The organism is Bacillus sp. ISL-75 (genome assembly GCF_018613095.1).
The window spans coordinates 52,754-66,760 of the sequence record NZ_JAGGQX010000052.1 but is presented as its reverse complement, the minus strand read 5'-3'; the positions used below and the strand labels follow the sequence as shown (position 1 = coordinate 66,760).

Annotated in this window: 12 protein-coding genes and 1 other annotated feature; of the genes, 2 read left to right on the top strand and 10 right to left on the bottom strand. The window is 35.9% G+C overall.

Annotation, left to right across the window (positions count from 1 at the left end):
• Positions 1 to 260: 260 nt before the first annotated feature.
• The gene (gene spxA / locus J7E63_RS20475; protein WP_026566143.1) at positions 261 to 656 is read right to left on the bottom strand and encodes a transcriptional regulator SpxA; all 396 of its coding nucleotides are present in this window, start codon (positions 654 to 656) and stop codon (positions 261 to 263) included.
• Positions 657 to 1,244: 588 nt separating this feature from the next.
• On the opposite strand from spxA, the gene J7E63_RS20470 reads away from it, so the two are divergent.
• Entirely contained in the window at positions 1,245 to 1,430 is a 186-nt protein-coding gene (locus J7E63_RS20470; protein WP_088086078.1) for a hypothetical protein, read from the top strand.
• Between the two features lie 41 nt (positions 1,431 to 1,471).
• Here the strand turns inward: J7E63_RS20470 and J7E63_RS20465 are convergent, their stop codons facing one another.
• The 5 genes from J7E63_RS20465 to J7E63_RS20445 form a co-directional block, all read right to left on the bottom strand.
• Positions 1,472 to 2,410, bottom strand: coding sequence for an ABC transporter ATP-binding protein (locus J7E63_RS20465; protein ID WP_215015644.1), 939 nt, complete (start codon positions 2,408 to 2,410; stop codon positions 1,472 to 1,474).
• A complete protein-coding gene (locus J7E63_RS20460; RefSeq protein ID WP_215015642.1) occupies positions 2,411 to 3,505 on the bottom strand; it encodes an ABC transporter ATP-binding protein in 1,095 nt (364 codons plus the stop codon).
• 17 nt (positions 3,506 to 3,522) lie between these two features.
• Positions 3,523 to 4,551 carry an oligopeptide ABC transporter permease gene (gene opp3C, locus J7E63_RS20455; RefSeq protein ID WP_215015640.1) on the bottom strand — a complete coding sequence of 343 codons (1,029 nt, stop codon included), beginning with the start codon at positions 4,549 to 4,551 and terminating at the stop codon, positions 3,523 to 3,525.
• On the bottom strand, positions 4,548 to 5,480 hold the full coding sequence (gene opp3b, locus J7E63_RS20450) for an oligopeptide ABC transporter permease (protein WP_088086074.1): 933 nt from the start codon (positions 5,478 to 5,480) through the stop codon (positions 4,548 to 4,550). Before opp3b ends, opp3C begins: the two co-directional genes overlap by 4 nt.
• Before the next feature lie 112 nt (positions 5,481 to 5,592).
• A complete protein-coding gene (locus tag J7E63_RS20445; RefSeq protein WP_215015638.1) occupies positions 5,593 to 7,287 on the bottom strand; it encodes a peptide ABC transporter substrate-binding protein in 1,695 nt (564 codons plus the stop codon).
• Positions 7,288 to 7,921: 634 nt separating this feature from the next.
• Positions 7,922 to 8,163: a binding site (T-box leader), on the top strand.
• Between the two features lie 50 nt (positions 8,164 to 8,213).
• Here J7E63_RS20445 and trpS point away from each other — a divergent pair.
• Positions 8,214 to 9,206, top strand: a complete 993-nt coding sequence (gene trpS / locus J7E63_RS20435; RefSeq protein ID WP_215015948.1) for a tryptophan--tRNA ligase — start codon at positions 8,214 to 8,216, stop codon at positions 9,204 to 9,206.
• Between the two features lie 55 nt (positions 9,207 to 9,261).
• On the opposite strand, the gene J7E63_RS20430 is transcribed toward trpS, so the two are convergent.
• The 4 genes from J7E63_RS20430 to opp4A form a co-directional block, all read right to left on the bottom strand.
• Positions 9,262 to 10,008, bottom strand: a complete 747-nt coding sequence (locus tag J7E63_RS20430) for a YjbA family protein (RefSeq protein WP_215015634.1) — start codon at positions 10,006 to 10,008, stop codon at positions 9,262 to 9,264.
• Between the two features lie 214 nt (positions 10,009 to 10,222).
• Positions 10,223 to 11,134 carry an oligopeptide ABC transporter permease gene (gene opp4C / locus J7E63_RS20425; RefSeq protein ID WP_215015632.1) on the bottom strand — a complete coding sequence of 304 codons (912 nt, stop codon included), beginning with the start codon at positions 11,132 to 11,134 and terminating at the stop codon, positions 10,223 to 10,225.
• 11 nt (positions 11,135 to 11,145) lie between these two features.
• Positions 11,146 to 12,111, bottom strand: a complete 966-nt coding sequence (gene opp4B, locus J7E63_RS20420; RefSeq protein ID WP_088086069.1) for an oligopeptide ABC transporter permease — start codon at positions 12,109 to 12,111, stop codon at positions 11,146 to 11,148.
• 163 nt (positions 12,112 to 12,274) lie between these two features.
• Positions 12,275 to 13,990, bottom strand: coding sequence for an oligopeptide ABC transporter substrate-binding protein (gene opp4A, locus J7E63_RS20415; RefSeq protein WP_215015630.1), 1,716 nt, complete (start codon positions 13,988 to 13,990; stop codon positions 12,275 to 12,277).
• Positions 13,991 to 14,007 lie beyond the last annotated feature (17 nt).

Here is a 14,007-nt window from a genome sequence, read left to right as displayed (position 1 = left end):
CCCCAAGCAGATACTGCCTTAGCATTTACTTAATTTCAAAAAAATTTTCATAGGGTGTAAAAAAGTAAATACTCGTGTACTTTTATTTTATGTTAAAAGTACTAATAAGGGAAATAAAAAAGGCTGAAATCTAAAAAACCGTGTTAATACCTATTCAACTTAGTTAAGATTTTCATTATATTGTAGCAAAGTGGGATAGAAACCACAACGATATTATTTTTTATATACAAAAAAAGACCTCCAAAAGAAGGCCTATTTATTTAATTAACCATACGCTGTGCTTCGCGCAACTGAAACGTTCTGACTCTTCTTGGGAGGAATCGTCTGATTTCATCCTCATTATATCCAACTTGTAAACGTTTTTCATCGATTATAATCGGCCTGCGCAAGAGACCAGGATTTTCTTTTATTAATCCAAATAAATCCTGAAGCGGCATTGCATCTAAGTTAACGTCTAATTTTTGAAATGTCTTTGATCTTGTTGAAATAATTTCATCCGTACCATCTTCAGTCATTCGAAGTATTTCTTTTATCTCTTCCATTGTTAATGGTTCGGAGAAAATATTTCTCTCTGTGTATGGTATTTCATGTTCTTCTAACCATGATTTGGCTTTCCTACATGATGTACAACTTGGTGAAGTGTATAGTGTAACCATTCGATCTTCACACTCCTCTTTTATTTGCGTCTATTTATTGATATATCCCGTATATTGAATTATTAAACCAATTTATTATAATCAAGTTAAATCATCTTTCAATAATCATTATAAATAAGTAATTTATATCATTGATTATACACCACTGTTTCTTAAAAGGGTACCTTTTTTTCAAAAAATATTGTAAGACGAAAAACAATTCAAAAATTTGTTGTATCACTAGATTAGACGAATAATTCTCCTAAAAGTTTCATATTTTTTTATTATTTTATCTTGAAATTTTTCAATAATCATTATTCCTCTTCCTATAATGTTCGTCTATCCTGTCTAATAAAGAGATTGTCATCAAGAAATAAATTGTTTTCACTACTTTAACAATTTATTTCTCTACGGCAAAAAACGATAAACCAAAATTCTATTCTCAATTAAAAATTTGCAGTGAAAACGCATTCATTAATTTTAAAAATCAAATCGAAAGTTATTTAATTTCCTCTTTAAATAAACGGTAAGTTCTTTTACAATAAAGGAGGGATATTAATATCGTGCTACGAATATTCAAAACAGCTGATAATGAAGGGGGTTAATACTATGGGAGCATACATATTGGATTTAACTATTGTTGCTTTACTAATTGTAGGAATTACTGCCCTAATGGGTGTTATTACAAACAGTTTTGGTGAAAAAGTGTTTGGTGGTAAAAATCGAAGTGAATTTGTTGATGAAAGTGCTAAATACCAGACTGGATGGAAAACTGTCGGAGGCAATAAGAAATAATAAACAAAAAAACGATCTCGTAGCGAGATCGTTTTTTTGTTTTATTTAGATTGTACTTTGTATTGTTTGAACTCTTTCTCCGAGCATAGAACAAAGTGACCAGGAGTCACCTCTCTAAATTCAACTGATTCATTAGGCTCGTAGTTATGACTAGCTGGATCATATGATTTCCGTTTCCGTGTCCGTTCACTGATTGGATCTGGAGCAGGAATCGCTGATAAAAGTGATTGTGTGTACGGGTGCAGTGGATTTTTATAAAGTTCATCGGCAGGTGCAAGTTCTACCATTTTACCAAAATACATAACACCGATACGATCACTAATGTATTTTACCATTGAAAGATCATGGGCAATGAAGAGATAAGTTAAGTTTTTCTCTTTTTGAAGTTTTTTCATCAAGTTAACAACCTGCGCTTGGATAGAAACATCCAACGCTGAAATAGGTTCATCAGCAATGATAAATTCTGGTTGAACAGCAAGGGCACGTGCAATACCAATTCGCTGACGCTGACCACCACTAAATTCATGAGGATAGCGGTTCGCATGCTCTCTATTCAAGCCAACGGTTTCTAAAAGCTCATATACTTGCTCCATCCGATCTTTTTTTGAATTTGCCAAGCCATGGATATCAATTCCCTCGGCAATAACATCAGCTATTTTTAATCTCGGATTTAATGACGCATATGGATCTTGGAATATCATTTGCATTTTCCGATTAAAATCTTTTAATTGTTTTTTAGACTTTTTACCGTGGACGTTAACTCCATCGTATAAAACTTCGCCGCCAGTAGCATCGTATAAACGGATTATTGTTCGACCTGTTGTTGATTTACCACAACCAGACTCTCCTACTAATCCCATTACTTCACCTTTAAATATTTCAAAAGAGACATTATCTACTGCTTTTACTTCATTCACTTTACCTTCATTAAAATATTGCTTTAAATTTTTAATCTCAAGTAATTTTTCTCTTTGAGCCATTTATTTCCCCTCCTTTATTCCAGGGAATTGACCTTGATTCGTTTTCTCTAGAGTAGCTACTGGAGTATTTCCTGCAAATTGATTTTGGCGTCTTTTTACAGCCTCAGGTGGGTTAACCTTTGGTGCATCAGGATGTAACAGCCATGTTGCTGCATAATGTGTGTCAGAAACTTTAAAGAAAGGCGGCTCTTGCTCTAAATCAATTTTCATAACAAATGGGTTACGCGGTGCAAACGCATCACCTTTTGGAGGATCTAATAAATCAGGTGGTGTCCCAGGAATCGAGAATAACTCCTCATCATGTGTATCCATGTCAGGCATTGAACTGATTAAGCCCCATGTGTATGGATGTTGTGGATTATAGAAAATCTCATCGGCTGTCCCAATTTCAACAATTTTCCCACCATACATAACTGCTACACGATCCGCTACATTAGCAACCACCCCAAGGTCATGGGTAATGAAGATTATCGATGTATCAATTTTCTTTTGTAGATCCTTCATTAATTCAAGAATTTGTGCTTGAATTGTAACGTCTAAAGCAGTTGTCGGTTCATCGGCAATAAGAATTTTAGGATTACATGCCAAGGCAATGGCGATAACAACCCTTTGTCTCATCCCACCGGAGAACTGATGCGGGTATTGATCTACACGTATCTCTGCTTTTGGAATACCAACTAGTTTTAATAAATCAACTGCTCTTTCCTTTGCAGCGTGTCTGCTTATATTTTGATGTTTAATAAGAGGCTCCATAATCTGGTTGCCAATTTTCATTGTTGGATTTAGTGAAGTCATCGGGTCCTGGAAAATCATTGAAATATCTTTTCCACGGATTTTTTGCATTTCTTTATCTTTAAGTTTTGTTAGGTCTTTTCCTTCGAAAAGAATTTCACCACTTTTAATTTCTGAATTGTGTTCAGGAAGTAACCGCATGATTGATTTTGTTGTAACTGATTTTCCAGAACCTGATTCACCAACGATCGCTAATGTTTCACCATTATATAAATCAAAGCTTACACCACGAATCGCTTGTACTTCTCCAGAAAATGTATGAAACGATATATTTAAATCCTTTACTTGTAAAACTTTCTCCATTTACATACACCTGCCTTCTAATCACGCATTTTTGGATCCAACGCATCTCGTAATCCGTCCGCCACTAAGTTAAAGCAAACCATAATAATAGCTATCATAATGGAAGGAATAATCATTTGATAAGGAAATGCAATCATAGATTTAAATCCTGAATTGACTAATGTTCCTAAAGATGCATTCGGTTCTTGTAATCCCAACCCAATAAAGCTCAAAAATGCTTCAAAGAAAATAGCATTTGGGATTGAAAACATCGTATTTATTATAATGACACCAAACATGTTCGGAATCATATGTTTAAAAATAATTGAAGAATTAGTAGCACCTAGTGTCTTGGCAGCCAAAACAAATTCCTGACCTTTAAATTTCAACACTTGTGCTCGAACAACTCGGGCCATACTAGTCCAGCCGGTTATAGTTAAGGCGATTATGATTGGAATAATACCTGGCTTTAACACCAAAATCATTAATACAACAACAATCAGGTTGGGAATACCAACAATAACTTCTATAATACGTTGCATAACACCGTCAATTTTTCCGCCTAAATAACCAGATACAGCTCCATATGCAACACCAATGGCCATATCAATTAATGCTGCCATGAAAGCAATAAATAACGATACTTGTGTACCTTTCCAAATTCGTGCAAACTGGTCTCGGCCTAAATTATCAGTTCCAAACCAGTAATAGGCATCAATTTTCCGAACTTCATATGCGTTGTACACTGTGCCGTCTCTTCTGGATAATGTTCCATCAAATGGAAGCCATTCTACATCTTCTAAACCTTGAATACGCGGCGGCAAGTTATTATGCTTAGTGTTTTGTGTATCGAAATCATACGGCGTAATCATCGGACCAACAAATGCCAAAATAAGCATGATAGCTAAGACTACTAAGCTAACAACCGCACCTTTATTCTTCCGAACTCTTAGCCATGAATCCTGCCAAAAGTTTAGGCTCTTTTTGGAGATTTTTTCACTTTTTGATGGGTCAATATGGGCAGGAGCAAACATATCCTTTGAAATTGTAATGTCTTTGTTGCTCATTTAGTTTTCCCCCCCGATATACGAATACGTGGGTCGATGATTCCATATAGAATATCAACAATCAAGATAACAACAACAAATAATACAGCAAATAAAATATTGGTTCCCATAATGACAGGGTAGTCATTCATATTAATTGATTTAACAAATTGTTCCCCAAGTCCTGGAATTCCAAAAATTTGTTCAATAACTAATGAACCAGTCATTAAGCTAACAGCTAAGGGTCCTAATACAGTCACAACAGGTATTAATGCATTCCTAAGTGCATGCTTTAGACTAATTTGCCAACGGCTTGCTCCCTTTGCTCTCGCCAAAGTAATATAATCAGATCCTAATACCTCTATCATCTCAGTACGCATAAACCGTGCCGCAATTGATATTGGAAACATCGCTAATGCAATGGTAGGCAGAATGGTATATTCAGGTCCTTTCCATAACATAACAGGAAGCCAATGCAGTTTAACAGAAATATAAAACTGAAGCAATCCAGCAAATATAAATGACGGTACTGATTTACCAACTACAGCAATAAATGTAGACCCATAATCTATCCATGTATTTTGCTTTAAGGCAGCAATTACACCCAAAAATATGCCAATTATTGCACCAACTATCATAGCTTGCAAACCTAATTGTGCAGATGGCCCAATGCGGTTAGCAATAAGTTCTGTTACAGGGGTATTGTCAAATTGAAAGGATACTCCTAGGTCACCCTTTACCAAATTCCTCATATAATTAAAATATTGAACAGGCAGAGGTTCATTCAAACCATATTTATCCAGCAAAATATCGCGCTGAACTTCTGAGAGCTTTTCGAAGTTATTAAATGGGCTACCTGGAATTAGCTTCATGAGGAAAAAAGTAAGTGATGTTACGATTAAAAGTGTAATTATCATATAGCCAGTTCGTTGTAAGATATATTTTGCCATGCCTACACCTCCTAATTTTTTAAATATTCGACGTTTTTCGACAATTCCCATACAGGTAAAAAGAGAGTATATTTCTTCAATATACTCTCTTTCTATTTGAGTAGTATAGCTACTATTTTGTGATTTTAATCCACTGGTAACTATAATCCGGACCAAATGCATGGTGAGCAAAACCTTTAACCTTTGGATTGATAAGAAGGTTAACTGAACGTTGGTAAAGTGGTGCGATTGCCGCATCATCTTCTAACAAGATTTTTTCTGCATCTTGAAGAGCTTTCCAACGATCTTGTGGCTTAGCTACAAGTTCTTCACTAGCTGATTTAATTAACTTATCAAATTCTGGATTACTATAATCCATGTGGTTTTGTCCGCCGCCAGTAACCCATAGATCCATGTATGTCATAGGGTCAGCGTAGTCAGGTCCCCAACCACCCATTAATAGATCGTAATCTTGAGCGTCTTCACGAGCAATACGAATTTTGAATGGTACAGCCTCGACAGTAATTTTTAATCCAGGTAAGTTTTTCTCTAATTGGTCTTTAACGAAAGCGTCAGTTAATTTTGAAGTTTCAGTATCTTGACCAACATAAGTAAATGCTACTTCTTTAAGGCCTGTTTCTTTAAGACCTTTTTCCCAAAGCTTTTTAGCTTCTTCTTTGTTAGTGCTTAGGTAAGTTCCAGGAGTATCACGGAAATCTTTACCATCTAAGAATGAGAAACCTTTTGGTACAAGGAAATCAGCAGGGATAGATCCGTTTGCTAATACATCTTCTGTTAAAGCTTTTTTGTCAACAGATAAAGCAATCGCTTTACGGATGTTAACATTTTTCAATGCTTTATTCTTTTCGTTCATTTTTAACCACCAGATAGATGGCTCTTGGTAGCGTAGTAAATCTTTTTGTCCTTCAAATTGAGAAAGAATCGCAGCTTGTGCAAGCTTCCCTGTGATATCAGCTTCGCCTGCAGTATATGCGTTTGCAGAAGCTTGTGGGTCTTTAGAAACGTTAAAGTTGATTTTCTCTAAAGTAACGTCTTTAGCATTAACGTAATCAGCATTCTTTTCTAATACCCATTCAGTTCCAGTTGGGCCATCCCACTTAGTCATTTTAAATGGACCATTGTAAAGTAGGTGAGTAGCATCTTTCGCATAGTTAGCGCCTTCTGCTTCAACAAACTTTTTGTTTTGTGGGTAGAACAATGGGAATGTTAAGTAAGATTCGATATATGGAAGCGCTCTCACTAAAGTGATTTCGACAGTATAATCATCTAATGCTTTAATACCTAAATCTTCTATTTTCGCTTTACCAGCAACAATTTCAGATGCATTTTTGATTTTGCCTTCCATGAAGTATGCGCCATAGGGAGCAGCAACTTTCGGATCAATTGCACGTTGCCATGCAAACACAAAATCATGAGCAGTAACTGGGTCACCGTTTGACCATTTTGTATTTTGTTTTAGTTTAATTGTGATAACAGTTTTGTCGTCATTGTATGTTGGTGCAGCCTCAGCAACGCCAGGGATAACTTTTTGGTCGGGATCTAAACGATATAAACCTTCGTTTGTAGCATTTAACATTGTGAAGCTTAATACGTCTTGAGACATTACGCTGTCCATAGATGGAATTTCTGCAGTTTCAAGAACATTAAGAACTTGTTCATCTGCTAAAGTTGTTTCCTCAGTGCCAGCATTATTATTGCCTTCATTCTTCTCTTTTCCTTCATTCTTGTCTCCGCCTGAACATGCTGCTAGAAACATGCTTAGAACTAGTGATAGAACTAAAAGTAGTGAAAGTTTTGATTTCTTCACTTGTAGACCTCCCTTTTCTATTATTCTGAAAAATTACTACATTCTCTATTATACATATTTTAAATTAATTGTACATTATTTTTTACAATTTTATTTACAGTATTGAAACATTCGTTACGTATTCGTTACAAATTCCTGTGTTATAATTTACACTTATAATAATTTTTTTGTATAATATTAAGTGTCTACCCTTATTAAATCTATGTTTTGGAGGTTATACTGTGAATTACAGATTAAGGAAAAGACTTTTAATATTGGCACTAACACAGTTGCTTATACTAATAATTTCTTCACTTTCAAAAAAAGGATTTTCTTTATTAAATTATATCGATATATCGTTTTATGTTTCTTCTTTGCTCCTTCTTACTTTCTTACTACTTTATACGATAAATTCTGGCTTTTACGATGTCATTGGTAAATCATTTAATTTGGCTTTTTCAAGAGGGCAAAATAATAGAAAGTTCGAAGATATTCCTGCCTTATCTGAGCTCATTACATTCAATAAATCATCCCTTCTATTTCATGGATTAGCTAACGGTCTCCTGATGCTAATCTCCTGCTGCCTATATTATTTTTTACGGACTTGAAATTAAATATACAGTTCATTTATAATAAGAACAATTGTATAGTTGCTTAACAGGCTATGATAAAGAGTAGTACGTATTTTCCTTCGTTTCAGAGAGTTTGTGGGTGGTGTAAACAAACACGAATAAATACGGAATGGACTTTGGAGCCTCTGTCTGAACATATAAAAGTAGGATTTGACGTTTTCCTTGCGTTAAAAGGACTCCCGATCGTCATTGTGGATGATTGTGGAATTGAGTGACTCTTTATTGAGTAATTTAGGGTGGTACCGCGGAACCATTCGTCCCTATTAGTTTTATGGGGATGAATGGTTTTTTTTATATATTTTTAGGAGGAAATTAATCATGAAAACGATTTTTTCTGGTATTCAGCCGAGTGGAACAATAACACTTGGTAACTATATCGGAGCATTAAAGCAGTTTGTTGAAATGCAAAACGAATACAATTGTTTCTTTTGTATCGTTGACCAGCATGCCGTTACGGTTCCACAGGATCCAATAACACTTCGCAAAAATATTCGAAGTTTAGCGGCATTGTATCTAGCAGTTGGAATTGATCCAGAAAAAGCTACTTTATTTATCCAATCAGAGGTCCCTGCTCACGCACAGGCAGGATGGATTATGCAATGTGTTGCCTATATTGGTGAACTTGAAAGAATGACACAATTTAAGGATAAATCTACTGGTAAAGAGGCTGTGCAGGCAAGTCTTTTAACTTACCCGCCACTCATGGCTGCAGATATCCTCTTATATAACACGAATCTTGTACCAGTAGGTGAAGATCAAAAGCAACATTTAGAATTAACACGGGATTTAGCTGAAAGATTTAATAAAAAATATAGGGACGTATTAACTATCCCTGAGATTAGTATTCCTAAAATTGGTGCTAGAATTATGTCATTACAAGAACCAACAAAAAAAATGAGCAAATCAGATCCAAATAAAAAGGCAATTATTACACCATTAGATGACCCGAAACAGATTGAGAAGAAAATTAAGAGTGCTGTCACCGATTCAGAAGGAATTGTTAAATTCGATAAATTAAACAAACCTGGTATATCTAACTTATTATCGATTTATTCTATCCTAGGTGGTAAATCAATAACAGAAATTGAAGGAATGTATGAAGGGAAAGGATATGGTGATTTTAAAGGCGATTTAGCAGATGTCGTCGTAAATTTCTTTCAGCCTATCCAAGAAAAATACTATGATTTACTCGAATCATCAGAACTCGACCGGATTCTAGATGAAGGTGCAGAAAAGGCAAATCTAGTGGCATCTAAAACCCTTAAAAAAATGGAAAATGCAATGGGACTTGGTAGAAAAAAAAGATAACAAAAAAAGCCTGACCCACAAAAGATATGGAATACATATCTTTTGGGTCAGGCTTTTAATTTACTTTCGGACCGTGCTCCATTTCCCAAAGCTTTTCAAAAAACGGCTGTCCTTTTATTAAATTTTCACAAAATGTCTCATGTCGCTTAGACCACCCATACTTTGTTTCCTCAAACAATTGTTCCCATGCAGCTTCAAAATTTAATTCTTGAATGGTTGAATAATGCTCCGGGCACCATTCGGTATACCAATATCTAACTTCTGCTTCATTACTAGATGAGAGCAATTGATCTAAAGCCATAAATAACAGTTGTTTTAATTGACGCTCTTTTCTTGTTAAACCTCTCATTAGTTCTGGTTCAGGTGAGAGAATATGATAGTCCTTCATTTTTTCCTGCTCATAAAAATGATATTTAGTTGCCTCGTGTTGAGCAATCATTTCGTACACCAATTGCTCTTGTCTAGGAATTAACCGACTTTTTCGAATCGGGATATTATAGCCTATGGTATCAATTGCTAAGATCCCAATTCCATCAGTTACCACGAAGCAATAGTCAAGTTGAACTCTTTCATGGTTTTTTCTTAAATAGGCTTTCTGATAAATATCATCTAGAAGTTGTTGAGGTAATTCTGACAAATCGTTTTCAATGTACTTAAACAAAACAGCCTCAACTTTTATCAGTGGTACCTGATCTAACAGTTCCACCCCGTCATCCTTACGCCATTCATGAAAGTGACATACATTATAACCGTTTTCTTCCCCTTCAAACCAATTTACCCATACATCATGAAGATACAACATTTTACAACCCCTCACTTCAAGAAACTGTTTGTAAATCAGTATGGGCAGACCTTAGTTAAATTATTCCTTTATATATATTTTGCTCCAATTTGAATGATTGACCTACCTTTTTAGAACCTGTCCTATTATATATCTTAATTTATATGGGTAAATGATATTGGTTATTCCAGAATGAAGAGAATAACAAAAAAATCCACCACATTAATGGCAGATTTTATCTTTTTGATTTTGGATTGAAAGCATCCTTTAATCCTTCTCCGATAAAGTTTATCGATAAAATAGTAATCGTTATAATTAATGCCGGCGGTACCCATATCCAAAGCTTAAATTGGAGAACATCCGGCTCGTTTGCCGAATTCAACATATTTCCCCAACTTGGAATTTCCTGAGGCACACCAAAGCCAAGAAAACTTAATCCTGTTTCAGCGACAATCATTGTCGCAAATGTAATCGTCGCTTGCACGATAATGGTAGATAAAATGTTTGGTAATAGATGTTTCATAATTACTTTGGCTGGTGAACAACCAATTGAAATAGCAGCCGTAATATATTCATTTTCTTTTTCAGCGAGGATTTTACTACGGACAATCCGGGCGATTCCCCCCCAGCTTAACAAGCTAATGGTGCCGATTAATACCCATAAACCATTTACTTTTCCAAAAAGAATGGCATTAAGGACTATTACAAATACTAGAAATGGAAAGTTTAAGATAAAATCTGTAAATCTCATTAATATACTATCTACTGTTCCACCAAAATAACCTGAAATAGAGCCGATCAATGTTCCAAGTAAAATGACAAATAATGTACAACTCATTCCAACTAATAACGATATGCGGCCCCCATAGAGTAATCTCGTAAAAACATCCCGACCGGCTTTATCAGTTCCAAGCCAATGATCACCCGATGGTTCTAACGACATTTGGCCAATATTAATTCTCGTAATATCTGCAGTTGTAATAAAAGGAGCTAGTATCGAAACAATAGTAACAATTAATAAAAAGGTAAAGCTGACCATTGCTAATTTATTTTTTACAAATTTCTTCCGAGCAATGGCAAAAGGAGATAAACTTTTTTTCGGGGGTGTTACGATAACATTTTTTTCGTATTGTGTTACGGCTTTCATTTTTTCTCCCCCTAATCTAGCCTAATTCTCGGATCTACAACACCATATAATACATCTGCTACTAAATTGCCGATAAGTGTTAAGAAAGAGAAAAACATGGTCAATGTCATTAATACTGGATAATCTCTTGTCCCGACAGACTGCAGGAATAATTGTCCAAGACCTGGATATGTAAAAATCGTCTCGGTGATAATAGCACCACTAATAATGGCAACAATATCAAAGCCTAAAAAGGTTATAAGTGGGATAATTGAGTTTCTTAAAATATGAACATTGTAGATTTTACTTTCCGGAGTCCCTTTTGCACGAGCAGTACGAACATAATCTTTACGGCTATTTTCAATAATATCGTTACGTAAAAATTGCGTATAACTTGCTGTACTTAATAATCCAAGTACGATAGCTGGTAAAAAAACATGGTGAAAACGGCTTAGCCACCATTCTAAGGTTCCATCTGTAACACCAATGTCTACTGAGCCATTGGATGGAAACCAGCCTAACTTAAATGAAAAGAAAAAGATGGCGAATACCCCTGCAATAAAGGATGGAATGGCCAAGCCTATGTAGTTTAATCCTCCTATTAGGTTATCCATTAAGGTATACGGCTTTCGACCTGCATATGAACCCATAAAAAATGCAAGGACGTAGGTTATTAAGATAGCTGAAAGGCCTAATAGTATGGTGTTAGGGAGACGTTCTCCAATAACCTCAGATACAGCAATTTTGAATCGTGTTGATTTCCCAAAATCCCCCTCCACGAAACCACTAATCCAACGGAAATACTGCTGAGGCATCGGATCATTGTATCCCAATTTCTCACGCATTTCTGCGATGTATTCTGGATTTGTATTTCTTGGATCAATCTCTCCACTAAGAGAATCCCCCGGCATTAATTTTGCCAAGGAAAACACTACTATGGAAGTAAGGAGTAACATTGGAATCATTCCCAATATTCTACGAAATGCATATTTCAACATGTGCATTCTCCTTGTCTATAAGCTTTGGTAACCACAAGCTGTATATCTCGCCTAATTTGTTCAAATGGGAGAAGCAAAGCCTTCTCCCATTTGAAGTTCAAAATTGAGTTGTCAGTATTAGTAAGCCCTTAAACAAATTGTATTAACTTTTTAGAAAACTGTACTATTGTTTTATCCACCATTCATTTGGACGGTTCATACCAGATACGTCAAATTTAACTTCCTGAACTCGCTTGCTAACAGCCATTGTTTCTTCTAGTTCAGCAATTGGTAATGCGGGAAGATCTTGCATGAATAGTTTTTGCCATTGTACATAAAGATCCTTACGTTTTTCGTTATCTGTTCCAACAACACTGATATCAAGTGCTTGATCCAACAATTTATCACTGTCCTCATTTACCCAGCGTGGATAGTTCCAAAGTGCTTTTGAGCCCCAAAGTGGAGTTGGATCTGGATCTGCACCAGTTGACCAGCCTCCGAAGAATACTTCCATTGATTTGTCCGCTTTTTCAAGCATTTCATAGTAAAGATTTACGTCAGTCATCGTTAATTTAGTTTTCAATCCAACAGCTTCCCAATATTGAGTCATTGCTTTGGCACGAGATTCAAAAGTTGGGTTATCTGTTGCATAGTGGCTGAAGTTTACAACGAATTTCTTACCGTTTGGATCTTCACGGAATCCATCGCCATCAACGTCTTTGTAGCCTGCTTCATCTAATAGTGATTTAGCTTTTTCCGGATCATATTTGTATTGCTCTAAATCTTTATTAGGTGCTGCAATCCAATGGTTTGTCGGGATTGGACGGTTTACAGGCTTACCTACACCAAAGAAGAACGCCTTAACCCATTCCTCACGATTGATTGCATAATACATTGCTTCACGAAGCTTTTTCTCTTGATATTTTGGTTCGTTCATGACATTTTTCTTGCCATCCCAAGTACCTAATCTGAAACCAACGTAGTAATAGCTTACGCCAGGATAAGTTACTGCGTTTACATTATCAAGCGCTTTAACTTGATCAATAATACTAGGATGGAAAGAAGTCATATCAAGCGTTCCGTTTTTAAGTTCTCCTACAGAAAGAGATGGGTCGATCACTTTAACAACGACTTTTTCGATATGCGGTTTGCCTCCGAAGTAATCATCAAAGCGCTCCATTTCAACTGATTCACCGGGGATAATTTTAGAAACTTTAAATGGTCCTAAACCAACTGGCTTTGTACGAACCTGTTCAGACCCCATCATATCTTTTACAGCAATTCCTTTAAATGCAGTACGGTTCATAGGGTATGTCCAAAGATTATCCAAGTTGTTTACACGGGCCTTATCGAATGTAATTTGAATGTGGTAATCGTCGACTACTTTAATACCAGCGATTTCCTTTGCTTTACCATCATGATAATCTTGTGCACCCACAATGTTTCTTACGTTATCAAAGCGCGGACCTTCATAATCCTTGTCAGCAACAACTTTCAAAGCGAATTCCCAGTCCTTAACTGATAATTCGTCCCCGTTGTGCCATTTAACACCTTGTTTGATTTCGAAGTCAAAAACTTTATTGTCTGCTGTTTTCCATGAGGCAATATGTGGTTGTGCCTTTAAGTTCTCATCATAATCAATTAAGTTTTCATCAAAGAAATCAATTACATATGCATCAGTTTGTGTACCATAAAAAGAATAGTTGAATTTACCTTCAGGTGCTGAATCCAATGCATAGACTAGTGTGCCGCCATCCTGTGGTTTTCCGGCTGTTTCGCCGCTTTTACCTTCATTTTCATTTTTCTTAGTACCCGCTTTTTCACCGCCGCTGCAAGCTGCTAAAAATGCGGACAGAACCAGCATTAATGCTGCTAACATAAGCATACTTCTCTTCTTCATTTGTTTCCCCCCTAATT

Excerpts from the sequence above, each read along its gene's own strand:
- opp4A (WP_215015630.1), bottom strand. The coding sequence starts at position 13,990 with ATGAAGAAGAGAAGTATGCTTATGTTAGCAGCATTAATGCTGGTTCTG.
- opp3C (WP_215015640.1), bottom strand. The coding sequence starts at position 4,551 with ATGAGCAACAAAGACATTACAATTTCAAAGGATATGTTTGCTCCTGCC.
- opp4C (WP_215015632.1), bottom strand. The coding sequence starts at position 11,134 with ATGAAAGCCGTAACACAATACGAAAAAAATGTTATCGTAACACCCCCG.
- J7E63_RS20460 (WP_215015642.1), bottom strand. The coding sequence starts at position 3,505 with ATGGAGAAAGTTTTACAAGTAAAGGATTTAAATATATCGTTTCATACA.
- J7E63_RS20465 (WP_215015644.1), bottom strand. The coding sequence starts at position 2,410 with ATGGCTCAAAGAGAAAAATTACTTGAGATTAAAAATTTAAAGCAATAT.
- opp4B (WP_088086069.1), bottom strand. The coding sequence starts at position 12,111 with ATGTTGAAATATGCATTTCGTAGAATATTGGGAATGATTCCAATGTTA.
- spxA (WP_026566143.1), bottom strand. The coding sequence starts at position 656 with ATGGTTACACTATACACTTCACCAAGTTGTACATCATGTAGGAAAGCC.
- J7E63_RS20430 (WP_215015634.1), bottom strand. The coding sequence starts at position 10,008 with ATGTTGTATCTTCATGATGTATGGGTAAATTGGTTTGAAGGGGAAGAA.
- J7E63_RS20470 (WP_088086078.1), top strand. The coding sequence starts at position 1,245 with ATGGGAGCATACATATTGGATTTAACTATTGTTGCTTTACTAATTGTA.
- opp3b (WP_088086074.1), bottom strand. The coding sequence starts at position 5,480 with ATGGCAAAATATATCTTACAACGAACTGGCTATATGATAATTACACTT.